At 50.2% G+C, this 25,372-nt stretch carries 25 protein-coding genes, 1 other RNA gene and 1 pseudogene; 4 read left to right on the forward strand and 23 right to left on the reverse strand.

Going from position 1 to position 25,372, the window contains the following annotated elements:
- Nucleotides 1-5: 5 nt before the first annotated feature.
- Genes N7U64_RS05465 through N7U64_RS05475 form a run of 3 tightly spaced genes read right to left on the reverse strand, consistent with a single transcriptional unit; the run spans nt 6 to nt 5,412 of the window.
- Nucleotides 6-1,790 (reverse strand): acyl-CoA dehydrogenase family protein, encoded by a 1,785-nt coding sequence (locus N7U64_RS05465; protein ID WP_131502163.1) that lies wholly within the window; start codon nt 1,788-1,790, stop codon nt 6-8.
- Complete coding sequence (locus tag N7U64_RS05470) at nt 1,787-2,977, reverse strand: acetyl-CoA C-acetyltransferase (protein ID WP_131972335.1); 1,191 nt, start codon at nt 2,975-2,977, stop codon at nt 1,787-1,789. The genes N7U64_RS05465 and N7U64_RS05470 overlap by 4 nt, the downstream gene beginning before the upstream one ends.
- Before the next feature lie 17 nt (nt 2,978-2,994).
- Nucleotides 2,995-5,412 (reverse strand): 3-hydroxyacyl-CoA dehydrogenase/enoyl-CoA hydratase family protein, encoded by a 2,418-nt coding sequence (locus N7U64_RS05475; protein WP_318928815.1) that lies wholly within the window; start codon nt 5,410-5,412, stop codon nt 2,995-2,997.
- Nucleotides 5,413-5,597: 185 nt separating this feature from the next.
- Here N7U64_RS05475 and N7U64_RS05480 point away from each other — a divergent pair, with 185 nt between their 5' ends.
- Nucleotides 5,598-6,233 carry a class I SAM-dependent methyltransferase gene (locus N7U64_RS05480; protein WP_318928816.1) on the forward strand — a complete coding sequence of 212 codons (636 nt, stop codon included), beginning with the start codon at nt 5,598-5,600 and terminating at the stop codon, nt 6,231-6,233.
- A gap of 103 nt (nt 6,234-6,336) precedes the next feature.
- Here the strand turns inward: N7U64_RS05480 and N7U64_RS05485 are convergent, their stop codons facing one another.
- From N7U64_RS05485 to N7U64_RS05550, 13 genes and pseudogenes are all read right to left on the reverse strand, one after another.
- Nucleotides 6,337-7,158 (reverse strand): DUF2785 domain-containing protein, encoded by an 822-nt coding sequence (locus N7U64_RS05485; protein ID WP_318928817.1) that lies wholly within the window; start codon nt 7,156-7,158, stop codon nt 6,337-6,339.
- 238 nt (nt 7,159-7,396) lie between these two features.
- The gene (locus N7U64_RS05490; RefSeq protein WP_012371222.1) at nt 7,397-8,314 is read right to left on the reverse strand and encodes a proline dehydrogenase family protein; all 918 of its coding nucleotides are present in this window, start codon (nt 8,312-8,314) and stop codon (nt 7,397-7,399) included.
- 84 nt (nt 8,315-8,398) lie between these two features.
- Nucleotides 8,399-9,073, reverse strand: a complete 675-nt coding sequence (locus N7U64_RS05495; RefSeq protein WP_318928818.1) for a TVP38/TMEM64 family protein — start codon at nt 9,071-9,073, stop codon at nt 8,399-8,401.
- Nucleotides 9,070-9,735, reverse strand: coding sequence for a PAQR family membrane homeostasis protein TrhA (trhA, locus tag N7U64_RS05500; RefSeq protein ID WP_041262008.1), 666 nt, complete (start codon nt 9,733-9,735; stop codon nt 9,070-9,072). The genes N7U64_RS05495 and trhA overlap by 4 nt, the downstream gene beginning before the upstream one ends.
- A 223-nt stretch (nt 9,736-9,958) precedes the next feature.
- Nucleotides 9,959-10,574, reverse strand: a pseudogene (gene hisIE, locus N7U64_RS15395) (bifunctional phosphoribosyl-AMP cyclohydrolase/phosphoribosyl-ATP diphosphatase HisIE).
- Nucleotides 10,571-11,320 carry an imidazole glycerol phosphate synthase subunit HisF gene (gene hisF, locus N7U64_RS05515; RefSeq protein WP_318928820.1) on the reverse strand — a complete coding sequence of 250 codons (750 nt, stop codon included), beginning with the start codon at nt 11,318-11,320 and terminating at the stop codon, nt 10,571-10,573. Before hisF ends, hisIE begins: the two are co-directional and overlap by 4 nt.
- Nucleotides 11,314-12,018, reverse strand: coding sequence for a 1-(5-phosphoribosyl)-5-[(5-phosphoribosylamino)methylideneamino]imidazole-4-carboxamide isomerase (gene hisA / locus N7U64_RS05520; protein ID WP_318928821.1), 705 nt, complete (start codon nt 12,016-12,018; stop codon nt 11,314-11,316). Before hisA ends, hisF begins: the two co-directional genes overlap by 7 nt.
- Nucleotides 11,991-12,578, reverse strand: coding sequence for an imidazole glycerol phosphate synthase subunit HisH (gene hisH, locus N7U64_RS05525; RefSeq protein ID WP_318928822.1), 588 nt, complete (start codon nt 12,576-12,578; stop codon nt 11,991-11,993). The genes hisA and hisH overlap by 28 nt, the downstream gene beginning before the upstream one ends.
- The gene (gene hisB, locus N7U64_RS05530; protein ID WP_318928823.1) at nt 12,575-13,156 is read right to left on the reverse strand and encodes an imidazoleglycerol-phosphate dehydratase HisB; all 582 of its coding nucleotides are present in this window, start codon (nt 13,154-13,156) and stop codon (nt 12,575-12,577) included. The genes hisH and hisB overlap by 4 nt, the downstream gene beginning before the upstream one ends.
- On the reverse strand, nt 13,129-14,100 hold the full coding sequence (locus N7U64_RS05535; RefSeq protein WP_318928824.1) for a histidinol-phosphate transaminase: 972 nt from the start codon (nt 14,098-14,100) through the stop codon (nt 13,129-13,131). The genes hisB and N7U64_RS05535 overlap by 28 nt, the downstream gene beginning before the upstream one ends.
- Nucleotides 14,100-15,317: a histidinol dehydrogenase gene (gene hisD, locus N7U64_RS05540; protein ID WP_318928825.1), complete on the reverse strand. Its 1,218-nt coding sequence runs from the start codon at nt 15,315-15,317 to the stop codon at nt 14,100-14,102. Before hisD ends, N7U64_RS05535 begins: the two co-directional genes overlap by 1 nt.
- Nucleotides 15,317-15,925: an ATP phosphoribosyltransferase gene (hisG, locus tag N7U64_RS05545; protein ID WP_012371233.1), complete on the reverse strand. Its 609-nt coding sequence runs from the start codon at nt 15,923-15,925 to the stop codon at nt 15,317-15,319. The genes hisD and hisG overlap by 1 nt, the downstream gene beginning before the upstream one ends.
- A complete protein-coding gene (locus N7U64_RS05550; RefSeq protein ID WP_318928826.1) occupies nt 15,926-16,747 on the reverse strand; it encodes an ATP phosphoribosyltransferase regulatory subunit in 822 nt (273 codons plus the stop codon). It abuts the gene before it with no gap.
- A gap of 131 nt (nt 16,748-16,878) precedes the next feature.
- On the opposite strand from N7U64_RS05550, the gene hisJ reads away from it, so the two are divergent.
- Nucleotides 16,879-17,673 (forward strand): histidinol-phosphatase HisJ, encoded by a 795-nt coding sequence (hisJ, locus tag N7U64_RS05555; protein WP_318928827.1) that lies wholly within the window; start codon nt 16,879-16,881, stop codon nt 17,671-17,673.
- 136 nt (nt 17,674-17,809) lie between these two features.
- Here the strand turns inward: hisJ and hxlB are convergent, their stop codons facing one another.
- Entirely contained in the window at nt 17,810-18,358 is a 549-nt protein-coding gene (gene hxlB, locus N7U64_RS05560; RefSeq protein WP_318928828.1) for a 6-phospho-3-hexuloisomerase, read from the reverse strand.
- Complete coding sequence (hxlA, locus tag N7U64_RS05565) at nt 18,359-18,994, reverse strand: 3-hexulose-6-phosphate synthase (protein ID WP_026827605.1); 636 nt, start codon at nt 18,992-18,994, stop codon at nt 18,359-18,361. It lies immediately after the preceding gene.
- A 204-nt stretch (nt 18,995-19,198) separates the two neighbouring features.
- Here hxlA and N7U64_RS05570 point away from each other — a divergent pair, with 204 nt between their 5' ends.
- Nucleotides 19,199-19,564: a winged helix-turn-helix transcriptional regulator gene (locus tag N7U64_RS05570; RefSeq protein WP_012371239.1), complete on the forward strand. Its 366-nt coding sequence runs from the start codon at nt 19,199-19,201 to the stop codon at nt 19,562-19,564.
- Between the two features lie 55 nt (nt 19,565-19,619).
- Here the strand turns inward: N7U64_RS05570 and N7U64_RS05575 are convergent, their stop codons facing one another.
- Nucleotides 19,620-20,129: a GNAT family N-acetyltransferase gene (locus N7U64_RS05575; RefSeq protein ID WP_318928829.1), complete on the reverse strand. Its 510-nt coding sequence runs from the start codon at nt 20,127-20,129 to the stop codon at nt 19,620-19,622.
- A 183-nt stretch (nt 20,130-20,312) separates the two neighbouring features.
- Here N7U64_RS05575 and N7U64_RS05580 point away from each other — a divergent pair, with 183 nt between their 5' ends.
- On the forward strand, nt 20,313-21,101 hold the full coding sequence (locus N7U64_RS05580) for a hypothetical protein (protein ID WP_318928830.1): 789 nt from the start codon (nt 20,313-20,315) through the stop codon (nt 21,099-21,101).
- A 187-nt stretch (nt 21,102-21,288) separates the two neighbouring features.
- Here the strand turns inward: N7U64_RS05580 and ssrA are convergent.
- The 4 genes from ssrA to N7U64_RS05600 all read right to left on the reverse strand — a co-directional run bounded on the left by ssrA (nt 21,289) and on the right by N7U64_RS05600 (nt 25,320).
- Nucleotides 21,289-21,647: a transfer-messenger RNA gene (gene ssrA / locus N7U64_RS05585) on the reverse strand.
- A 57-nt stretch (nt 21,648-21,704) separates the two neighbouring features.
- Nucleotides 21,705-22,175, reverse strand: a complete 471-nt coding sequence (gene smpB, locus N7U64_RS05590) for an SsrA-binding protein SmpB (RefSeq protein ID WP_012371245.1) — start codon at nt 22,173-22,175, stop codon at nt 21,705-21,707.
- Nucleotides 22,176-22,207: 32 nt separating this feature from the next.
- Complete coding sequence (rnr, locus tag N7U64_RS05595) at nt 22,208-24,565, reverse strand: ribonuclease R (RefSeq protein ID WP_318928831.1); 2,358 nt, start codon at nt 24,563-24,565, stop codon at nt 22,208-22,210.
- A 14-nt stretch (nt 24,566-24,579) separates the two neighbouring features.
- Nucleotides 24,580-25,320, reverse strand: coding sequence for an alpha/beta hydrolase (locus N7U64_RS05600; protein WP_214766212.1), 741 nt, complete (start codon nt 25,318-25,320; stop codon nt 24,580-24,582).
- Nucleotides 25,321-25,372 lie beyond the last annotated feature (52 nt).

Consider the following 25,372-nt stretch of genomic DNA (forward strand, 5'->3'; position numbering starts at 1 on the left):
CTGACTTAGACCGTATATTTATTTGATTCGATCAAACGTTTCGCAATTTGACGTTTCGTTCCGATTGAATTAATCGGTTGGTAACGGCTGAACTTCTTCAATGCCGACAGCAGCATCCGGAGTTCATCTCCGCTTGCAGCAGCATAAAGCGTTTCTTTCGCGTCACGCTCGACGCCTTCGAACGCTTGTTGTGCGAAGACTTCCGTATAACGGATTTTCAATTCGTTTTTCTCGACGCCTTTCGCGGCAATCGCTTTTTCCGTCCGGACGATTGCTGACTCAAGCGCATAAATCGCACTCATGATGTCGGCTGTGTTCGCAAGGATTTCCTGCTCACCTTGGAGCTTGTCCTGATATTTCTGGACCGCTGTTCCGGCCGTCAACAGGAAGATCTTTTTCATCATTGCGAGCAGATGACGTTCGCGGTCAAGCGGCTCTGATCCGACTTCTGTCGGCATGAAGCTCATGACTTCCTGTTGCAGACGTTGTGCTTCTGCGAGGAGCGGCAAGTCGCCTTTCATCGCTTTCTTCAGCAATGTGCCCGGTACAAGCAGACGGTTGATTTCGTTTGTTCCTTCAAAGATTCGGTTGATCCGCGAATCACGGTACATGTTCTCGACTTCGTATTCGGCCATGAAGCCGTAACCGCCGTGAATCTGGACTGCTTCATCGATGACGTAATCAAATGTCTCGGATGCAAAGACTTTATTCATCGAGCATTCGATCGCGTATTCGGCGATTGCATCCGCAATTTTCTTGCCGTCTTTGCTTTCTTCGTCCGACAACTGATCGAGGCTGTCCTGGAACAGACCTCCTGTCCGGTAAACCGAACTTTCCATCGCATACGTCTGCGCTGCCATCGTTGCCAGTTTTTCCTGGATCAACGGGAACGAACTGATTGGTGTCTTGAACTGTTTGCGTTCGTTCGAATACTGGACGGCGAGATCAATCGCCCGTTTTGATGATCCGACCGCACCGACCGCAAGTTTGTAACGACCGACGTTGAGGATATTGAAGGCGATGACGTGACCACGGCCGATTTCTCCGAGGACGTTATCAACCGGTACTTCCGCGTCTTCAAGAATCAATGTCCGCGTCGACGATCCTTTGATTCCCATCTTCTGTTCTTCGAGTCCTGTCGAGACACCCGGATACGAACCTTCGACGAGGAAAGCCGTGAATTTGTCACCGTCGATTTTCGCGTAGACGACAAACAGACTGGCGAAACCGGCATTCGTGATCCATTGTTTTTCTCCGTTTAGGATGTAGTGCGTGCCGGCTTCATTCAAGACTGCCGTTGTCTTCGCACCGAGGGCATCCGACCCTGAGCCCGGTTCTGTCAACGCGTAAGACGCAATCCATTCACCAGACGACAGTTTCGGCAGGTACTTATGCTTTTGTTCTTCGTTCCCGAAGAAGACGATCGGCAACGAACCGATCCCGACGTGAGCACCATAACTGAGGGCAAACGAGCGACCGCGGGCAAACTTCTCCGTGATGATCGACGACGAAATTTTATCCATCTGATAGCCGCCGTATGCTTCCGGGACATCAGCACCGAGCAAACCGAGCTCGCCTGCTTCGCGCAGGAGACCGACCGACAATTCGAACTCATGTTTTTCGATCCGGTCAAGGACTGGAACGACACGGTCTTCAACGAATTTCGCCGTCATGTCACCAACCATTTTGTGTTCTTCCGAGAAATCCTCCGGTGTAAAGAGACGTTCCGGTGCCAACTCATCTAATACAAAACTTCCACCTTTAATTAATTCGTTTGTCGTTTGGCTCATTGTCCTGTTCCTCCTTCAACTAGTTCGAATACACCGGCTGCACCCATGCCGCCGCCGATACACATCGAGACGACACCATATTGGACGTTCCGTCGTTTCATTTCATGCAAGAGTGTTAATGTCAGTTTCGTTCCAGTACATCCGAGCGGATGACCAAGCGCAATCGCGCCGCCGTTGACGTTGACGATGTCTTCATTCAATCCGAGTTCCCGGATGACACCGAGTGACTGGGACGCAAATGCTTCATTTAATTCAATCAGTCCGACTTCTTCTAAAGTGATGCCGGCCAGTTCCAGTGCCTTTGGAATCGCGACGACCGGTCCGATTCCCATGACTTCCGGACGAACACCGCCGACGGCAAACGATTTGAATTTCCCGAGAATCGGTAGTCCCTGGCGTTCTGCTTCCTCGCGCTCCATGATCAAGACGGCGGCTGCACCGTCTGATGTCTGCGACGAGTTCCCCGCTGTGACACTTCCGCCGAGGCGGAAGGCCGGACGGAGCTTCGCCAGTCCTTCCGGTGAAGAATCGGCGCGGACACCTTCGTCATGCTCGACGACCCAGGTCTTTTCTTCAATCTTCAATTCATCGTTGACGTACTGTTCCGTGACCGTCACCGGCACGATTTCGTCGACGAATTTGCCGGACGCGATCGCAGCGGCTGCTTTTTGATGGCTTTTCAAAGCAAAAGCATCCTGATCTTCGCGGGAGACGTGATACGTCGCGGCGACTTGTTCCGCCGTATGTCCCATGCTCATATAATATTCCGGTTCTGTTTCGACGATTGACGGATTCGGTCGAACGACGTGCCCCGGCATCGGCACCTGGCTCATCGATTCGAGTCCGCCGGCGATGACGGCCGTTGCCTGACCCGTCATGATTTTCATCGAGGCATCGGCAATCGACTGTAAGCCACTTGAGCAATACCGGTTGATCGTAATCGCCGGTACTTCGTGCGACAGTCCACCGAGAACGGACGCGTAACGGGCGATGTTCATTCCCTGCTCCGCTTCCGGCAAGGCACATCCGAGAATGACATCATCGATTGCTCCCGTGTAGTTCGCACGTTTCAGCGTTTCCTTGATGGCGATGCCTGCGAGTTCATCAGAACGCATTGATTTAAATGACCCTTTTTTTGCTTTGCCGACCGGTGTTCGTGCACCTGCGACGATTACTGCTTCCTTCATTCGAATCCCCCCAGTCATCAGTTACGGAGCGGCTTGCCTTTGACAAGCATATGTTGCATCCGTTGTTGTGTTTTCAGTTCGCCAATCAGGCTCAAGAAGGCTTCTCGTTCGATATCGAGCATGTACTGCTCATCGACGTGTGTGCCAAACGAGACGTTCCCACCGGCAATGACGTGTGCGAGTTTGCTGGCAATTTTTAAATCGTGTTCCGAAATATAACCGCCGTAGAACATTTCACGGGTCGCGAGTTCAAGCGTTGCTTTCCCGGCGCGGCCGACGACCGGAATCTTCGCATGAGCCGGTGCTGTATAACCGGTCCGGTCGAGTTCAAGGACCAGTTGTTTTGCATCAAACGTCAGGTGGTCCCGGTTCATCGAAATCTGATCGACGGTCCGAACGTAACCGAGTTCCCGTGCTTCAAAAGCGGATTTCGAGACTTTCGCCATCGCGACGTTCTCAAACGTCTTCTGCGCAGCTTTTTCAAGATTGACGAGTCCGTCCGGTGTGTTCTCAAGCAGACGACGATACGTGTTGACGTTTCCACCGCCTCCCGGAATCAGACCGACACCGACTTCGACAAGTCCCATATACGTTTCAAGACCAGCCTGCATCCGGGCTGCCGGAAGTGAAATTTCGGTACCGCCGCCAAGCGTCATCCCTTGCGGTGCGACGACGATCGGACGGGACGCGTAACGGATTTTTTGAATCGACTGCTGGAACTTGTTGATGATCCAGTCGAGTTCGAACCAGTTCTCATCTTCCGCTTCCATCAGCATCATCGCCAGGTTCGCCCCGACGCAGAAGTTTTTGCCGTCGTTGGCAATGACAAGTCCGCGGTGATTTTTTTCAACGAGATCAATCGACTGCTCGATCATCTGCATGATGTCGACGCCGATCGCATTACTCTTCGACGTGAATTCAAGGACCGCGACATCGTCTCCGAGATCCATCAGACGGGCACCGTTGTTTTCAAGGAGAACACCGTTTGATTTGCGGACGTCGCGTAAGCGGATTTCCTTAGGATTGACGGTACTGCCGACGTATTTTTGCGCCTTCGCATCGTAAAACTGACCGTCTTCGTTATAGAAGCTCGTCACGCCTGCTGCCAGCATTTCATCAACCCAGACCGGAACGTCATAGCCGTCCTGTTTCATCTTCGCGACCGTCTTCTCGACACCGAGTGCATCCCATGTCTCGAACGGTCCCATTTTCCAGCCGAAGCCCCATTTCATCGCTTCATCAATCGCTTTGATGTCGTCCGCAATCTCGTGCGTCAACTGTGCCGAGTAGAGCAATGTTTTCGCATGGATCGGCCACAGTAAGGCACCGACACGGTCTTTTGCAAAGACGACGGCCTTCAGTTTATTTTTAGCGCCCGGAAGAGCTTTTGCCTGACCGATCGACGGTTCAGTAAGCGCTTTCTTTTCGACATATTCAAAAGTCGCCAGATCGAGTTCGAGAATCTGTTTACCGGCTTTTTTATAGAAGCCTTGACCCGACTTCGCGCCGAGTGATCCTTCGTCAACCAATCGTTTCATTTCCGCCGGTACGGCAAACGTCTCTTTTTCCGCTCCGTCCGGTAACAGGTCATAGACGTTGTTCGCGACGTGAACGAATGTGTCGATTCCGACGACATCAAGCGTCCGGAATGTCGCCGAGCTTGGACGACCGAGCAATGGTCCGGTGACGGAATCGACCTCCCCGATTGAATAGCCGCCTTTTTTCATCTCATCCATCGTGACGAGCAGACCGTATGTCCCGATTCGGTTACCGATGAAGTTTGGTGTGTCCTTTGCGATAACGACCCCTTTACCGAGACGCTCTTCCGCAAACTGTTTCATGAACTGAACGACTTCCGGATTCGTATCACGGGTCGGAATCAGTTCAAGCAGCTTCAAGTAACGTGGCGGGTTAAAGAAGTGCGTGCCGAGGAACCGAGCATTAAACGACTCCGACCGTCCTTCGCGCATCGCTTCAATCGAGATACCCGATGTGTTGGAACTGACAATCGCATCTTCACGTAAAAACGGTTCAATTGTCGCAAACAATTGTTGTTTGACATCCAATCGTTCGACGATGACTTCAATCACCCAGTCAGCTTCTTTGAGACGGTCGAGATCGTCTTCGAGGTTTCCGACTTCGATTAACTCAATTAATTTTTTGGAAGCGAGTGGTGCCGGATTTTGTTTCAACAGCTTTTGCCGGTTGTCGCGGGCAATTCGTGAGCGGACTGCCGCATCTTCCAGCGTCAATCCTTGTTTCGTTTCCTGCGCGGTTAATTCTTTTGGTACGATATCAAGCATCAATGTCCGGATTCCCGCGTTCGCAAGGTGTGCGGCAATTCCTGCCCCCATGACCCCTGAACCGATAATGACGGCGAATTGAATATGTTTCGTCGTGTGTACTGTGGTCGGCTGACCGATTTGACTCGCCATGATAGACCCCCTGATTCGTAATTGAATGAACAACCATTCATTATTCTGACAAAAAAAGAAGCCGTCCGTTTTTCCACTGCTTCCTTCTACATCTCCATCATAAATGAATTATCATTCAGTAGCAATAAAAATTCAGCTTTTGGTCAAATTTTCCTGTTACACTGAAATCAAAAGGGGGAGTTCTCATGAAATCGACAGAACAATTATGGGATCAACAAGCGACCGACTGGGCCGACCGGTCGGAGATGATGTGGACGACAGGCAGCCGGAAGACGATTATTCCGTTTTTAACATCGGTCATCGCGTCCGGCAAGTTACTCGACTTGGGATGCGGCGACGGCGCCGCCTGCCGGTTGCTCGCTGAGGCGTTTCAAGTGACGGGTCTTGATCTGTCGGAAGAGATGATCCGGATCGCCCGTGCCAAATCGCCGGCACTCGACTTCGTCGTCGGAACCGGTGAAGCATTGCCGTTTGCAGATGAGACGTTTGACGTCGTCCTTGCCGTCAATTCACTCGAATGGTCGACGCAACCTGTCACGGTCCTGAAAGAAATCAGTCGCGTCTCCCCGCTCGTCGTCATCAGTTTGCTTGGACCGACTGCAGCACCACGGGCATTGTCCTACCGTCGCCTGCACGGGGAAGAGGCACCGATGGGCAATACGATGATGCCGTGGGAAATCGTCCAACTGGCAGACGAACTCGGCTGGACATTACTCGACGAAGCCATCATTCAAAAAGAAGGTGCCGTCATGACCGGTCACCGGTTGCTCGATCAGGCTCATGCGTTTTCCTGTTTGTTTGCGTTTCGGACGAGAGGTTAGAAAAGCATGTTCTTATAACAGACGTATGTCCACCCGCTTTTCTCGGGCGGGAAGTACGCTTCCTTTTCCCGTAGAAGTCGGATGGACACGTCTGTTTTTTTGTTTACTGATATTGCTGATGAATTTGGAACAGCAAGTGTTCGATCTGTTCCGGAAGAGCCGACATTTTGTCCTGCCATTTCACGCGGAAATAAAAGGCTTGTAACAACTGTTTGGTATTCCGAAGCAGATTAAATCGTTCCTCGCTCCATGTCATCGGTACATCGAGCCAGGGTTTCACGGCCGACTCCAATCCTGCAAAAAATGTCTCATCTGAAATGTCCCGTTCCCGTGCCACCATCCAAGCGGAAATCACACGCTCGTGCTCTTCATCGATGAAATGATATTCAGGCGTTGTCAAAATTTCGATCAAGCGGATGATTGCCGGTTGTTGTTCTGCTACCCGACAGCGGGGATGAGCCAACCAGACCTGGTACACATCCGCAATATGGGCAATGCTGTGAGCCCAGCCGTAAGATGGCACCTGTCCCCGAAAATCGGTTTCGTTGTTCAGATACATCAACAGCTGATCCGAAAGTTGTTCATAAGTCGTCTCATCCAGTTGCGGTGTTGCAGCGTCTTTTTCCAGCACAACTGCAAGGAGCAGTGCGGAGAAGGACCGGGTGAACACAGCCGTCTCATCCGAAGTCGTCAATTGATAAAACAATCCGTCCGAACTGAGGACAAACGACACAATCAGTTTGGCAGATGCCGCTGTAAATGTTTCTGACATGATCCATTCCGCAAGTCGTGAAAAGATCAGTTCATCCCGAAGGACCGGATCCAAACTGCCGATATGATACAACATCTGTTCCAGCAATTCCTGCGAAATCACTGTGTTCTCTTGTTGCAATTGCTCTTTCAACTGCTGTTCCGTTACGTACATGACCATACCTCCTATGTAATAAGTGAAGAAAGATTTGCTTCCCGTGACTCCTACGGGGAAAAGCGCGTTTTTTGTGCTGTCAGAGACAGGCGAGACCCGGCTCGTTGATCCCACGGGTCAAAGAGCCGCGACTTGCGTCTCGCCCGAGGAAAGCACGGGAAGAGAAAAATCTTTCAAACGATAAAACAAAAAGATGAAGCCATGACAGCTCCATCTTTCATTTCTCTATTATTCGTTATTATCCTTTAACCATTCCTTTAAGGACAAACGCCACGTTTGCCGGACGTTCCGCTAAGCGGCGCATGAAGTAGCCGTACCAGTCACGGCCGTAAGGGACGTAAACACGGACTTTATAGCCGAGCTTCACGAGTTCAAGCTGACGTTCGACGCGGATGCCGTACAGCATCTGGAATTCGAACTTGTCGTTGCCGATGCCGTTTTCTTTTGCATAACGGATGATTTGTTCAATCATCGCGTCGTCATGCGTTGCGACCGCGGCATAGTTGCCGAGTGACAGTTGAAGTTTTACGAGTTTGATGTAGTTGTGGTCCACATCTTCTTTTTCCGGGAAAGCAACCGTTGCCGGCTCTTTATAGGCCCCTTTAACGATCCGCAAATTCGTCTCGAATCGTCCGACACGTTTGATGTCGTCTTCCGAACGGTACAGGTACGACTGGATGACCGTTCCGATGTTATCAAAGGATTGACGCAATTCTTCAAACAATTGGATCGTTTTTTCACAACGCGGCTCGTCTTCCATATCGATCGTCACGAAGACACCGACTTCTTTCGCCCGTGTCAAAATTCGTTCCATGTTCGAGCGAATCAATTCGTCCGAAATATCAAGACCAAGTGACGTCAGTTTCAGTGAAAGTTGCGAGTCTAATTTCTCTTCCGCAATCATTTCCACTGCACGAATACATTCCTGCGTCATCATTTCCGCTTCAGCAACCGTCGAGATGAACTCACCGAGGTGATCCATCGTGACGCATAATCCCTTGGAGTTCAAATCCTGGATTGCCCGTTTTGAAGCTTCAAGTGAATCCCCTGCGACAAAGCGCCCTGCGCCGAACTTCAAGCCGTACCGTTTTGCCAGACCATTCAATGTCTTATTTTGCGATAAGAAGATAAAACCATCCCGTAATACTCGTTCCATCACTCATTACTCCCCCTAAATAAATGCTAGGCTGTTTTACCGTGTCGGTTCACATCTCTGCATTCATATTATGACATAAAGCGCTTACATGTGCTCGATGTTTTGTTTTTTTCGTAGTTTTCGCTGGGCAAAAAAACCAACGATGAAAAAGAACAGGTACAAAAAAATCGCAAAGAAAAATTGCCAGGAAAACGGATCGCGCAGGCTCGCCCCGATATTGTTGTAAACGAAAGCTCCGGGAATGATGCCGAGGTAACTGGCGAGCGCAAACTGACGGAATTTAATTTTCGACAGACCGGACGCATAACTGATCGCGTCAAACGGAAACAGTGGAATCAGCCGGACCGTCAAGACGACGAAGAATCCATTCGTGGCAATCCGTTCATCAAGAATCGTCAACTTACCGGTTCCGATGATCTTTTCGATGCCGCGCCGACCGAGCAGACGGGCAATCCAAAAACTTAGCAAACTGCCGGTCCCTGCCCCGATGACATCAAGAATCGTTCCAATCCACGGACCGTATGTATAACCACCAAAGACCGTCAACAGGCTCGCCGGGAAAAAGACGAGCGGACGGATCGTATACGCCAATATGTACAGCAACATGCCGAAAGCGCCCTGCTGACGAATCCAGTCAGACAAGGCCTGAATATCAAACTGCTCCATCATTCCCGATAAACGGAAATACAGGAGCAGTCCGGCACCCATCAGCATGTAGAGGGTAAACGGGAGCCAGTCCCGTAACTTTAAGTTTTTCAAGACAGCGGTGCCGGTGCCGGAGCAACGTAATAGAAAATCGATAAGAAAATCAGGACGCTGCCGGCAAGGACAAACAGATGCCAAATCGCGTGATTGTAAGGCAAGCGGGCCCAGACGTAAAAGATGACGCCGAGTGAATAGGCGAGACCGCCACCGAGCAGAAGTAAAAATCCTTGTAATCCGAGTGCTTCATACATCGGCTTGATCGCAAACAGACAACACCAGCCAAGAATCAGGTACGAGGCATTCGAAATCCAGACATGTTTACCGGTCGAATACAGTTTCCAGATGATGCCGAGTATCCCGACACCCCAGACGATTCCGAGCAATGTCCAACCGAGCGGTCCCCGTAACGTAATCAGGGCGAACGGTGTATAACTGCCGGCAATCAATAAGTAAATGCCCGCGTGATCGAGAATTTGTAATACTTTATTGGCTTTCGTATGCATAAGCGAATGCATCAACGTCGAGAACAGATACAGTAAAATCATCGTTGCCCCAAAGATACTGACGGCGGTGATGTTCCAGGCACTACCTGACTTCGTTGCCTGCAAAATCAACATGACAAGCGCGACGATACTGAAGATGACACCGAGCCCGTGCGTGATGGCACTGGCCACTTCTTCTTTCAGCGAATCACCTTTGGCAAGCAACTCCTCAATCGTTTCTTTCGACTGGTCTTTGATCGTTTTCGTAATTTCTTTTTTTGTAACCAATACAACACCTGCTTTCTGAACAAACCTGCTATGTTCTTGATTATACGCCCGCCTTCTACTAAATGCCTATCAAAATGTTCTGACGATTTGATGACACTTCCTTTGTTGTTTTCCCATTTCTTTCAGCAAAAAAACTCTACATCCCGTTTGAGGAATGCAGAGTCGGTCATTACCATTTTTCGATATCCGGACGATCTTTAAAGGTCGATTTCGTTCCGTGACGTTCGTTTAGAACAGCTTCGACGTCGGTAAACGAGACGCCGCGGTCCGCGAGAAGCACAGTCAGGTGATACAGGAGATCCGCTGTCTCTTCCGCGAGCGTATCGTCGCCCGCGAGGACGACTTCAAACGCTTCTTCCCCGAATTTCTTGGCGATTTTTTCGCGGCCTGCTTTGACGAGATAATTTGTATAAGAGGCCTCATCCTGTGACGCGATTTTTTCTTTTACGGTTTTTTCGAGTTCATGTAGCATGCGGCACCTCCACTTCAGTATAGAAACAGGTCCGGTTGCCGGTATGGCATGTCGGTCCGTTCGCTTTCACGGTAATCAATAAGCTGTCCTGATCACAATCGATCCACATACGGCGCAGTTCGAGCGTGTGTCCGCTCGTCTCGCCCTTCGTCCAAAGCCGGTTTTTCGTCCGCGAGAAAAACGTGACGAGTCCGGTTTCAAGCGTCTTATCATACGCGGCCTGATCCATAAAACCGACCATCAGGACATCGTTTGTCGTTTCATCCAAGATGACAGCCGCGACGAGTCCTTTTGAAAAATTCAATTCGATCATCGGACGTCGACTCCTCTCGCCTTCAGGTACTCTTTTGTTTCCGACATCGTATAGGTCGCTTCATGGAAAATCGAGGCAGCAAGTGCCGCGTCCGCTCCGGCTTCAAGCCCTTCCGCCAAGTGTTCGAGTGTCCCAACCCCACCGGAGGCGATCAACGGCACATTGACGACTTCGCGCAAACGTTGAATCAATTCCAGATCGTAGCCGTCTTTTGTTCCGTCTGCATCCATCGACGTGACGAGCAATTCACCGGCTCCAAGCGATACTGCTTCCTTCGCCCATTCGATTGCATCCCGTCCGACGGCTTGTGTACCGCCGTGCGAAAAGACGCCCCACGAGTCGCCGGTCCGCTTGGCATCGATCGCGACGACCGTCGCCTGAACGCCAAACAAGCGGCTGATGTCTTGAATCAGTTGCGGGTTCTGTAACGCCGATGAGTTGAGGGAGACTTTATCGGCACCGGCGCGGATCAACCGTTTCGCGTCTTCCAGCGTCTTGATGCCGCCGCCGACCGTAAACGGCATGTAGATGACTTCCGCCACCCGCTCGACGATATCGAGCATCGTGTCGCGTCCTTCCTGCGTTGCCGAGATATCAAGTAATACCAGCTCATCGGCACCTTGCTCGTAATAGTATTTCGCGACGGCGACGGGATCTCCGAGGTCGCGCAGATTTTGAAACTTTACGCCTTTGACGACGCGCCCCTCCTTGACATCGAGGCAAGGAATGATCCGTTTCATCAACATACGCGAAGCACCTCTTTCAACGACAACGAACCGTCGAGCAAGGCACGACCGATGACGGCACCGTCCATCCCGATCTCTTTTAAGCGGGCGACGTCTTCGACCGTCGTCACGCCACCGGACGCAATCAGTTCGACGCCGTCCCGTTTTAAGCGGTCGAGTCCGTCAACATCCGGTCCCTGCATCATCCCGTCGCGGGAGATATCTGTATATAAAAAGGTCTTAATGCCTTTTTGAATCAAATGTTCGATCGCCCGTTCGAGCGTCCAGTCACTCGCTTCGAGCCAGCCGCGTGTCTGGACGATGCCGTCTTTGGCATCAAGTGCCACAGCCAACTTATCGCCGGCCCGCTCAATCATCTGTTCGAGCAACGCTTCGTCTTCGAGCGCAACCGTGCCGATCAAAATCCGGTCAATCCCGGCGCCAACGTAGGCTTCGACCGTTTCGATGTTGCGGACGCCGCCGCCGGCTTCGACGAACAAACCGGTTTCTTTTTTGATGTCCGCAATCAGGCTCAAGTGAAGGGGTTCACCGGCCTTGGCGCCATCGAGATCAATCAGGTGAATCGCTGTCGCACCGTCTTCTTTAAAACGTCTCGCGATCGTCAACGCATCCCCGAAAAAGGTCTGCTGTTGAAAATCCCCTTGTTTGAGGCGGACGGCCTGTCCGCTTATTAAATCGATTGCTGGGTAGAGTTGCATGTCGTCTCTCTCCATTCCTTAAGTAATTTCAATCCGACTTCGCCACTCTTCTCCGGGTGGAACTGCATTCCTGTCACCAGATCCTTTCGGACGATCGCCGGAACGAGTCGTCCGTATTCGACCGAGTCGACGATCCAGTCCGGATCACAGACCGCACCGTACGAGTGGACGAAATAGACTGCTTCGCCGTGATTCTTCAATTGATGCCAGCCCATGTGCGGCAAGCGGACGTCACTTGGCAACTTTTGAACGGTTCCCGGTAAAATACCGAGCCCTTGTGTCTGTCCGTCTTCATCACTCGATTCAAACAACAGCTGCATTCCGAGACAAATCCCGAGGAACGGTTTTTTTGTTGCCTGTTCCTGTAAAAATTCAATCAATCCCGTTTCCTGCAACCGGGCCATCGCCGGTGCATAGGCCCCGACACCCGGTAAAACGAGCGCTTCCGCCTGTCCAAGTAACTCCAGGTCACTTGTGACGATAACGGCTTCTCCGAGCTCTTTTAACGCCCGTTCAATGTTTGCGATATTCCCGACACCATAATCCACGATCGCGATCATTGGTCAATCAGTCCTTTCGTCGACGGAACACCGTCTCCGGTCACGGCAACGGCCTGACGGACAGCCCGACCGAGTGCCTTAAACAATCCTTCGATCATGTGGTGGGTATTTGATCCGTAGAGGACTTGCGCATGAATCGTCATCCGGGCGCTGCGGGACAGACCTTGGAAAAACTCTTCCGCCAGTTCTGTATCGAAATCACCAAGCTTCGGATTCTTGAATTCAGCAAAGAAAACCGTATACGGACGACCGCTGAAGTCGAGGACGACCGAAGCCAACGTCTCATCCATCGGGACACGGGATTCGCCGTACCGTTCGATACCGGCTTTGTCACCCAACGCTTCCGTCAGCGCTGCGCCAAGGACGATGGCCGTATCTTCAACCGTATGGTGGGCATCGATCCAAAGATCGCCCTTCGCTTCAATCTCAAGACCAATCCGGGCCTGGAAGGCAAACAGTGTCAACATGTGATCGAAAAAGCCGACCCCTGTCTTAATTTCAACCGGTCCGCCACTGAGGTCGACCGCCACCTTGATTTCTGATTCTGAGCTTACTCGTTCGCTTGTCCCACGACGCATTGCAGTTCCTCCTCTACACATTTCTCTAAGATTTCCATCGCTTCAACCGATCCGCAACTGATGCGGAAGGCTCCGTCAAACAAACGGATCCGCAGTCCGGCTTTGGCACAACGTTCGGTGAAGCGTTCAGCTTGATCGTATTCGACGTAAACAAAATTCGCCGCACTCGGATACGTTCGGCCGAGCGGTTCGACCAGACGGGCAATCGTGTCCCGGCTCGTAAACGTTTCTTCTAAGACAAGATCAAGTTCCGGTTCCGCCATGATGGCAATCCCGACCGCAGCCGAGAGACCGGAGACGTTATACGGTGATTTGATTGATTCGACTTCGGCGACAACCTGTTCACTGGCAATCAGGAAGCCGAGACGCAAAGACGCAAGACCAAACGCTTTCGACAACGTCCGGAGAATGATTGCGTTCGGATATTCGCCAAGCAGACCGACCATCGATTGCTCAAAGGCAAAGTCGATGTAGGCTTCGTCAATCACAACATATTTTCCACTGTCGAGCAGACGGCGGACATCCGCCTCTTTCCGCAAGATACCCGACGGATTGTGCGGGTGACTGAGGAAGATGATATTCCCCGGTGCTGCAAGCAGTCCGTCGACATCAAGCGCCATTCCGTCAAGGAGCGGTACTTTACTGAAATCAGCCCGCGCGCGGTCGGCATAAAACTGATACATGACGAAGTCCGGTTGTGACGCGATGACCGGTGACTCGGGTCCGGCGTAACGGGCACAGAGATAACCGATCAGTTCGTCGGAGCCGTTCCCGGCTACAAGTTGGGTCGGGCGGACACCGGCGTACGTACTGTAAGATGCTTTGACTTGGTCGATGATATCGACCGGATATTCATTGATCGGAAACGTCTCGACAAGTTGTTTAACGGCCTCGATTCCCGTCCGGCTGTGCGCCGTGAATCGTTCATTTTGGTGTAATCGCATCAGTTCTCCCTCACTTCTATCGCTTGTGCGTGTGCTTCGAGTCCTTCGACCCGGGCAACGGTTTTCGCGGCATTTGCCAGTCGGGCGACCCCTTCACGTGTCGCTTCGAGCATCGTCTGGTGACGTAAAAACGTTCGTGCCGATAAGCCGGACGCAAAACGTGCCGTCCCCGATGTCGGTAAGACGTGGTTCGTTCCGGCGACATAATCCCCGAGTGTTTCCGGTGTTTCGTGCCCGAGGAAAATCATCCCCGCGTGACGGATCAACTTGACGACGTCTTGCGGGTTCGCGACGGCGAGCTCCAAGTGTTCCGCTGCCAAACGGTTGGCTTCTTTAATTGCTTCATCGAGTGAAGCGATGAAGACCCCGCCATTTTCCATTGCCCGGCGTGCAATCTCCTGGCGTGGCAGTTGTTGCAGCCGGCGTTCAATGTTCGCATCGACGTCCGCTTTCATCGCTTCCGTCGGGACAAAGGCAATCGCGACCGCGTCACGATCGTGTTCCGCTTGAGCAAGTAAATCAGCGGCAATCCGGTCCGGATGGGCCGTCTCATCGGCGATGACGACGACTTCCGACGGTCCAGCGACCGAATCGATACCGACAATCCCGTAGACTTGGCGTTTTGCTTCGGCAACAAACCGGTTGCCCGGTCCGACGATCAAATCAACCGCTTGAATCGATTCCGTACCAAACGTCAAGGCAGCGACGGCCTGCGCGCCGCCGATCGTATAAATTTCTGTCACACCGGCAATTTTCGCCGCAACCAACACTTCCGTGCTGAGTCCGGTGACCGGCGTCACCATGACGACCCGCTCGACGCCGGCGACTTTAGCCGGAATCGCGTTCATCAGGACGGTCGACGGATAACTTGCTGCTCCGCCCGGAACATAAATCCCGACCGAGTCAACCGGAACAAACCGTTGGCGACGGGTGACGTCCGCTTCGACGAGCTCGATGTCGGACGGCAATTCTTGTTCGTGCCACTCAACGAGTCGAGTCGCCATCAGTTTTAACGAGTCGACCAAATTCGGATCGGCTTGATCAAACGCTTCTTGAATTTTCGTTTCATCCAAACGGAAGTCGGTCAAATCCACGCGGTCAAATTCACTTGTATAGCGACGGACGGCTGCATCGCCGTCGTTTGCCACTTGTTCCAGAATCGACCGGACGGCTTGCTCCGTCTCACGGTCGACACTGAAGTTTTTTGTCGTTGCCATTACCGAGTCACTCCTTCTGTCAGCTGTTCGAGTAATTGAATCACTTCGACGCGTTTGCGTTTCAACGTCCACTCGCTTGTAAAGAATCGGGCGTTGATATCGATGATTTTTTCATATTCGTTGAGACCGTTCGCCCGGAGTGTTTCACCCGTTTCGACGATATCGACGATCGCATCGGCCAGTCCGAGCAATGGTGCCAGTTCAACCGAACCGTTCAACGGCACGATATCGACATCGACACCAAGTTCACTGAAGTAACGTTTCGCGATGACCGGATATTTGGTCGCAATCCGGACCCGACGTCCGCCTTCGAACTGCAACGGCTCTTTCGCACAAACCGACATCCGGCAAATCCCGAATGGAAGCTCTGCCAGTTCCGACAATTCCTGATCCGATTCGAGCAGGATGTCGCTGCCGGTGATCGCGACGTCAAGGACGCCTTGGGCGACGTACGGAATCAAATCTGATCCTTTCATGAAGACGAATTCGTGTTCGCCGCGTTTGACGATCAATTCACGTTCGATCGCCCCCCACGTTTCGACGCCTGCTTCTTTTAAATACCGTTCCGTCGTTTTCGACAGCCGGCCTTTCGTGATCCCAATCCGCATTTAGAGCACCTCCGCGAGTCGTTCGACGGAAAATCCAATCCCGAACGCTTGTTGTTCTTGTCCAAATTGTTCGTACAGGCGGTCATAACGTCCCCCGACAATGACCGGTTCCGTAACGCCCTCGATGAAACCGTGAATCGTAACCCCGTCATAATACGTTTGCAAGCCCATCTGTCCGAAGTCGAGATCGGCATTGACGGCGTCCGCTAAATCGATGACGGCATTTAAGCGGGTTTCGTCGACATACGGCAAGATCTGTTCCGCCCCTTCCCGACCAAACAAGAGCGGGAGTTTCGCGAGCAAGGCATCATCGAGTTCCCGGGCAATCCGTTTCAGTTCAATGACGTTCCGTAACCGTAACATCTGTGTGACTTGATCCCGCAGATGGTGGTCGCCGACCCGCGTTTCAATCAGGTGTTCAATCAATCCGGCATCGCCAATTGACAACGTCACTTCTTTCCCCGTCAACTCTTCGACGAGTCGGACGGCAAGCTGGATCGCTTCGACTTCCGCGATGACACCGCGTTCTTCAAAACCAACCTGGAACTTCTCTTCCGGCTGGAAGACCGATCCGCTGTAAAAAACGCGTTTATATTGTTCGCGGCCCCGCTCACTGAGCGCCCGCGCGACACTTGTCGTAAAATCCATCCGAATTTGTTCCCGGCCACCGACTTCTTCAATTAAAGGGGTGATTAATCGGGTATAGTTAGATTGTTCGAGTCCATCCTCGAGTTGGCGGATGACACGTTGCAGGCGTTCAGCTGATGGCCCGACGTAGTCCGTCGCCCCGTCTTTGAGTCGAATCGTAGAAAATGATTGCATATCGCCACTCCTTTATCTTGTTATCACTGTACCACGCTAAATTATTTAACGATAAGATACCTTTTTTGTGGTTTGATTGTCAATCCTTTTGCCTGTTTTCGTACTGAAAAAAACATATTGGAGGTTTTGTCATGCAATTGATTAAATGGGACGGTCACGTTCACAGCCCGTATTGTCCGCACGGAACAAAAGATCCACTTGAAGCGTATATCGAACGCGCCCTGGTACAAGGTCTCGAACGGATCAGCTTCACCGAGCACGCTCCGCTTCCGGAAGGACTCGTCGATCCGGCACCCGACAACGATTCCGGAATGTCGTTTGCGACCGCCGAACGCTACATTGAAGAACTGAAGACGTTACGCGACACATATAAAAACGACATCGACATCCGGATCGGGATGGAGTTTGATTACTGGGAGCATGACGTCGACGGCACACGCGATATCATTGCCCGCTATGGTCCCGAGCTGACGGACGGCATCCTGTCGCTGCATTATCTTTGGATTGAGGATCGATATTACATGGTCGACTTCAGCAAAGAAAGTTTTAGTGAGATCGTCACGGCGACAGGCAGTGTCACGGCGGCCCACGAGCGTTATTACGAAGGCATTCAGGCGCTTGTCATGACGAACCTCGGTCCGCATCAACCAAAACGCCTTGGTCATCTGACGTTGCCGACGAAGTTCATCCAGGCTTATCCGCTCGAGCAGACGCCGGCGAACTTGGATGAGACGGTCCGGAAAATCCGGCAGGCCGACTTTACGCTCGATCTCAATACGGCAGGACTGCGGAAACCGTTATGTGGTCTTTCCTATCCTTACCCGGAACTCCTGCAACTCACGCAGTCTTTAGGCATTCCGCTCGTTTACGGATCAGATGCGCATTTGGCGAAAGATGTCGGGGCTGATTTTGATATAAAATGGTGAACAAATAACCCTAAAAAAAGAACCGCTCGTTTTCACCTACTCTGTCAGGAGTTGCGTGAAACGGGCGATTTTTTCATGCCAAACAAAAAAAGACCGGCAAACGCATTAAACACGTCTACCGGTCTTATGATTTCTTCTATTCTAAATTAGCATGTTTGCCGTACATCGTTTTTGAATCAAGTTGTTTTGCCGCCATGATGTGGAGAATCAATGCATCGTAGAACAGCAACATCGTTTGTTCAAACAATGATCCCATCGGCTGAACCGTTTCGTCCGCCGTGGCTGTCCGCTCTTTCGGCACTCCGGGCAGCTTCACGGTTAAGTCCGCTAACTTCGCCAGTGTCGATGTCGGCTCAATCGTGACGACCGCGACGGTTCCGCCGATCTGTTTCGCTTTCTCGACGATCGGGACGAGTGTTTTTGTCTCACCGGATCCTGATCCGATGATCAACAAGTCCCCTTCGCGCAAGTTCGCGGTGACCGTCTCACCGACGACGTACGCATCAAAGTTCATGTGCATCAGACGCATGACAAACGCTTTGCCCATCAAGCCGGAGCGACCGGCTCCAGCAAGAAAGATCCGGTCTGCCTTTAGAATGGCTTCTGCGAGTTGCGTCGTCTCGACTTGATCAATCGCTTCGACCGTCGACGTCAGCTCTTGTACAATCGTTTGAATATGTGTCATTTACGCCTCTTGCAGCATCCGACGCATCGTTGACGCTGTTCCTTGTTTGTCGTCTTGTCCGGTAATCCCGCCACCGACGATGATGAGGTCAGGGCGTGCTGCGATGACTTCTGGTAATGTCTCCATCTTGATGCCACCCGCAACTGCTGTTTTGGCGTTTTTAACAACGGACTTGATTGTCGCGAGATCCTCGAACGAGTTTTGACCGACGGCTTGAAGATCGTAACCTGTGTGAACACAGATGTAGTCAACACCGAGTTCATCAAGTTCTTTCGCACGTGTCGCGATATCTTTGACAGCGATCATATCCACCAAAATCTTCTTGCCTGATTTTTTCGCTTCTTCAACGGCACCTTGGATCGACATATCTTCGGCTGCTCCAAGAATCGTCACGATGTCGGCACCGTGTGCGACGGCTTGGCTGACTTCATAGCCGGCAGCATCCATGATTTTTAAGTCGGCGAGAACCGTTAAGTTCGGGAAGGCCGCTTTCATTTCTTTAACGGCACGAAGCCCTTCGTTGATGACGACCGGTGTTCCGATCTCAACGATATCTAAGTTTTCTTCACCAATTTCTTTGACTAAAGCGATGGCACCTGCTGTATCTACTAAATCGATAGCTAATTGTAATTTCATAATTTATCTCTCCCATTCTTCTCTCTATTTATGAATCCTGGCACTTCCTTCTGACGTTCGTGAAGGAACATGACTAAATATAATCCTCATATACGAACTTGGGAAGTACGCACTTTTAATTTACATAGTGCGGTTTTTCATACATAGTGCGGAAAAGTATACTGTCGATGACAAGAGGGCTATACTAAAAAAGGAGGTGGATTGATGCCACATTTTGAAGACCGGCAGTTTAATTGTGAAAAGGAATTGACCCTATCGATCATCGGGGGCAAATGGAAGATGCTGATTCTTTGGCACCTTGGTAAAGAAGGTACAAAACGTTTCGGAGAGCTGAAAAGTCTGATGCCCGGTATTACGCAACGGATGCTCGTTAATCAATTACGGGAGCTGGAAGACCACCATATCATCCACCGGGAAGTCTATCCGGTCGTTCCGCCGAAGGTCGAATATTCATTGACGCCACATGGCTACAGCCTGATGCCGATTTTGGACGCGATGTACGACTGGGGTAAGGATTATGCGAAAAATGTCCTCGAAGTTGAGTTTGAACAACAAAAATTGTCCCAATAAAAAAGATGCTCGCCTGTCCCGTCTCAATCTGAGAGGAGGCAACCGAGCATCTTTTTTAGGTTTCTTCCGTTGTAAAAATCTTCGACATCGCCAGTTCGTCGACGTATTCGCCGTCAATCAATAGCGAGGCAATCCGTGTTCCTTCGATGTTGAAGCCAAACTTATGATACAACTCGATTGCCCGCAGGTTATCTTTCCGAACCGTCAGTTCCAGCCGGACGAGTCCCGCTTCAACGGCAAAGGCATCGACTGCTTCGAGCAAGCCGGCACCAAGGCCCTGACCGGTATAGGCATCGAGCAAGCCAATCACGAGGTTTGCCCGGTGACGGATTCGGCTTGGTTTGCCACCGACGACCAACACATAGCCGACGAGTTGGTCATCGACATCTACGACAAAGATATCCGAGTTCGCTGCCTGACCAAACCGTTCAATGAACGCTTCCGCCTGCTCCGTCGACATGCTGCGTTCTTCCGGTTCATACAACATATATTTCGTTTCCCGATCAATCCGTCGCATCAAATCCGATAAGGACTTTCCGTCCATCAAGGTGGCACGTCGTATCATACGATATTAACCTCTTTTCTAAAATTCTATTATAAGACTTCTAATGTTATTACTATAATCCATTTAAAAATATCATAATAATGAAAATAATTTTTTTGATAATTTGAATAAATAAGTAATTATTTATTCAAAAATATAATATACTTATTACTTATAAATTTCGTGAAATGCAAAGGAGTATAAATGAAAAAATATATCTTCATCGGAATAGTAACAGTAGTATCACTTCCTATTTTAGTAAATTTTTTAGCAAAAATCACATTATTCGAAAGTTTTGTGGTAGGCGAAGAATCTACTTGGATCTCTTTTTTTAGTGGATACCTAGGAAGTATCTTAGGTGGGATTTTCACTTTATTAGGTGTGATAATAACTGTAAATTATCAAAATAATCTGATGAAAAAATCTTCAAAGGCTGCTAAAGAAAAAAATATAGTGATAATTGAAAGTTTTTTTGATAGTGCTTTTTCTGAGTTATTATTTTTCATAGTCTATGATACAAAAGATTATACGTTGAAAAGAGAAGACTATGAAAAAATAAACTATAATTTAAAAATATTACTTAAAAAAAATCAAGAAATCCAAAAATTTGATTTACATTCTATTGACGATGATTTTATATTAGATTTTGTTCGCTTACGCGAACTTTTAGAAATACTTACCTCTTCGCTAGAAAAAATTTATAATGAAACAACGAAACCAGAAGAATTTCAGGAAGCATTGACGAATATAGACTTAAAAAGAAGAAGTTACGCTATGATTGAAAGTTTTTTGAAAATAGCTTTGAATAAAGAGATTATAAAATCATATCATGATCTAGCTATAGAATTAAAACAAAATCCAGACAGAAACCAGAGAGAAACCACACAAAAACCATATCAAAATGTGTCTCTAAAATCTTCTTGTATAATAAAAATATTTGCAAAATATTTTTTAAACTGCTTCCATTTTTTAAAACAAAGGCTACGCAAATAATTTCATTTTTAAAAATTATTAAAAATATCCGTTATTTTTCAATTTACGAGCTATATATTAAAATCACTAGTAATTTTATTAGTGAATAATAAAAAAATCTTATTCCTGGTTTTTTTTATTACAAAAAGTGCTAAAATCCTATTCATTAAGGATTTTAGCACTTTTTTTGAAATCCACTGATTTCGTCGTATGGAGACGGTGGGAGTCGAACCCACGTCCGAAGGCATCGTATACTTAAGCTTCTACGTGTGTAGTCAATTTATTGGGATCTCGTCGTCAGGCTGCCAATTGACAGGCGTCCGTCCGACCAGTCTGATTCCATCTCTTCTCTTTCCCTCCAGACGGAAGGGTCCAAGCGTAGCCTGTTTAAAGTGAGACCCTAGAAATCAGCCGACCAGGCGACGGCTGCTAGGATCCGTAGTAGCTATTAAGCTGCTGCGAGTTGTGTGTTAGTTTTGCCAGTTATGGCTGATGCGTTTTAACGAGGCCGACCCCTCGACACGCCACAGAAGACCGAACTACCCCCGTCGAATCCGTAACGTCCCCAAGATATAAATTGGGGCTTTCCGAATACTATTATAATAGCAGAAAAGTGTTACGGGTTCAATACTTTTGCTTGTCGCGTAACGCACGGTCGATATCGCGTTTTGCATCCTTCTTCTTCAGATCGTCACGCTTGTCGAATTTCTTCTTCCCGCGGCCGAGTCCGATCAGACATTTCGCGTAACCGTTTTTGATGTAGATCTTCAGCGGCACGATCGTGTAGCCGTCGCGCGAGACCGATCCCATCAAGGTTGCGATCTGTTTTTTGTGCAGCAACAGTTTCCGCGGACGGAGCTGTTCGTGGTTGTACCGGTTCCCTTGTTCGAAGTGGGCGATGTTCGAGTTCCAGAGAATCGCTTCCCCGCCGTCAAAGCGGACGAACGCGTCCCCGATACTGATTTTTCCTTTACGGACCGATTTGATTTCGGTTCCCGTCAAGACGAGACCCGCTTCAATCGTATCTTCAATCGCATAATCAAACGACGCCCGTTTGTTGTTGGCTAATACTTTTGAACTTGTACCTTTTGGCATCTCTCTTCCACCACATTTCTAAACAGAAGCGCTTATTTGCGCTTCCGTTTTTTATTCGAGACCGCTTTATGGAACGGCGGTTTATCCTTCTTGTCCTTCAGCGCGAATCCTTTGCCTTTCGACTGATCCTTCGGCTTACCCGGACGTTTTGACTTCCCGCGACGGTCATCTTTCTTGTCGTCGCGTTTTTGTCCCGGACGGCCGCCGCTTGAACGGATCGTCTTCGACTCAAAGCGTTTTTTCGGTTGGCGTTCCGGCATGCCGACGACTGCGAAGTCGATCGTCTTCTCATCGATGTTGACACCGGTGACTTTGATCTCAACGACGTCACCGATCCGGAACTGTTGTTTCGTCCGTTCGCCCATCAATTGATAGTTTGCTTCGTCGTAACGGTAGAAGTCATCCGTCATCGCCTGGATGTGGACAAGTCCTTCAATCGTGTTCGGTAACTCGACGAACATCCCGAAGTTGGTTACGCCACTGACGACACCTTCAAACGTCTCGCCGATGTGTTGTTCCATATACTCGGCTTTCTTGAGTGCATTCGTTTCGCGTTCCGCGTCAACGGCACGACGTTCGCGTTTTGAAGCGTGATCAGCGATTTCCGGCAGAATCGCAGCGTAACGGTCCTGTGTCTTTTGCGATTTATCATTAAAGATGATGTACTCGCGCAGGAGACGGTGGACCATCAAGTCCGGATAGCGGCGGATCGGTGACGTGAAGTGCGTGTAGAAATCGGTCGACAGACCAAAGTGACCAATCGGTTCGACGTCATATTTCGCTTGTTGGAGCGACCGTAACATGACCGTACTGACGACGGCTTCTTCCGGTTCGCCTTCAACGGCGTTCAGGATCGATTGCAACGTCTTCGGTGCGACCGACTCGCCTTTACGTTCGACGTTGATGCCGAAGTTCGCGATGAACTTGAAGAACGTATCGAGACGTTCCGCTTTCGGCTCATCGTGGATCCGGTACATGAACGGCAGTTTTTGGTGCTGGACGTGCTCCGCCACCGTTTCGTTCGCTGCGAGCATAAACTCTTCAATCAGTTTTTCGGCAACGGACCGTTCGCGTAAGATGATTTCGCTTGTCTTGCCTTCTTCGTTGACGAGGACTTTCGCTTCCGGGAAGTCGAAGTTGATTGCACCACGACGCGCGCGGCGTTCGCGAAGGATTGCAGCCAGTTCCGCCATCTGATCGAAGTTCGCGACGAGATCGTGATATTTTGCAACCACTTCTTCGTCTTCCCGTTCGATGATTTTACGGACATCGGTATATGTCATCCGTTCCACCGTCTTGATGACACTCTGTAAAATCTCATGGTTGACGACACCCCCGTTTTGATCGATTTCCATGATACAGCTCAGCGTCAAACGATCAACGTGCGGGTTCAGTGAACAGATTCCGTTTGACAGACGGTGTGGAATCATCGGAATGACCCGGTCCACGAGATAAACACTTGTTCCGCGTTCGCGTGCCTCTTCGTCGAGCGGTGAATCTTCCTTGACGTAATGTGAGACGTCGGCGATGTGAACACCGAGCTCGTAGTTGCCGTTCGCCAGTTTCTTGACGTGAACGGCGTCATCCAAGTCTTTTGCGTCCGCGCCGTCAATCGTGACCGTCACTTCGTTGCGTAAATCGACGCGACCGACAAGGTCCTTCTCGTCGATTTGATCGGGAATGTTATTCGCTTCCGCAATCGCTGCGTCCGAGAAGTCGACATTGATGCCGTGCTTGTGGACGATCGACAGGATATCGACACCCGGATCGTTTTTATGGCCGATGATCTGCAGGACTTTAGCAGTTCCCGCGTAACGGCCGTCCGGATACTTCGTGATCCGTGCGAGGACTTTATGGCCGTCGACGGCACCAAGCGTATCTTCGTCCGCGACGACCGGTAAGAACGTCAGCTTCGAATCATCCGGCTCGATGTAGGCAATCGACTCAATCCGTCCTTTTGGACTGACGAACGTTCCGACGAAATCAGCCGGTCCGCGTGAGAGAATCTTGAGCAGCTTTCCTTCACGGCGGTCTCCGCCGTTTGATTCAGCAAAAACTTTGACGAGGACACGGTCCCCGTTGTAGACATTGCCGAGTTCCGGTGCCGGCAGGAAGATATCGCCTGCAGAACCGTCCTCCGGTGAAACGAATCCGAATCCACGTTGGTGGACCGAGATTTTCCCGGCGACTTGTCCGATTTGCGCCAGTGTCCCGTATTTGTTCGAACGGGTCCGCGCGATGAGTGCTTCATCTTCCAGCTCATTTAATGTCCGGATCAGTTCCTTGAACTGTGCCGTATCTGTTAATTCCAGTTTTTTCGTTAATTGATCAATCGACAACGGACGTTCTTCCGCCGCGATGACCTCTAGTATTCGTTCACGTAATTCCAACGTGACACCTCCAATTAGTGGCTCCAGTTCAAGCCGTCCAGAAATTCATGGATATCTTGGTGGAGCGTTTCTTTTTCTTTGTCGAGCGTAATGACATGACCTGAGTTCTCATACCAGATCAAATCTTTTTGTAAGGCACTGACACCGTCGTGAATGATGTTCGCTGAATCGGTGTTGATCATGTGATCATTGCGGGCCTGGATGACAAGCGTCGGTGCGTAGACATCTTCGAGTGAATCGCGTGTGTCTTTCAGCAAAGCCTGTAAATCCTTTAAGGTCGGCATCGGTTCGAACACTGCCATCTCCTGCTCGATTTCTTCGGCCGATTTTCCTTCTCGCTTCTTAAATTCTCTTGCATACTCCGTGACTCCTGCATACATGACCTCTTCACTTTTGATGTAGGCCGGCGCACACATCGGAATGACCGCTTTGACCGGACGGTGCATCGAAAGTCGAAGTGACATGACTCCGCCGAGCGACAGTCCGCAGACGGCAATCTCGTCATATCCTTTGGCTTTTAATTCTTCATAGCCGTCAAGAACATCTTGCCACCAGTCGGCTGGCCCGGTCTTCGTCAGCTCTTCGGGTGGGGCAGCGTGCCCCTTATATTGTGGTGCGAGTGAAGTATATCCGTGTTTTTGCAAGTAACGTCCGAGCATCCGGACATCGGCGCTTGAGCCGGTGAAGCCGTGTAACAACAGAACAGCCCGGTTGCCGCCTTCAAAAAAGAATGGTTTTGGTAATGTGATTTTCATAAAATGATTCCCCCTCTAACTCTATACCCCAAAATGAAAATTTAGAAATCGA

The organism is Exiguobacterium sp. K1, assembly GCF_033721435.1.
GTDB lineage: Bacteria > Bacillota > Bacilli > Exiguobacteriales > Exiguobacteriaceae > Exiguobacterium_A > Exiguobacterium_A artemiae.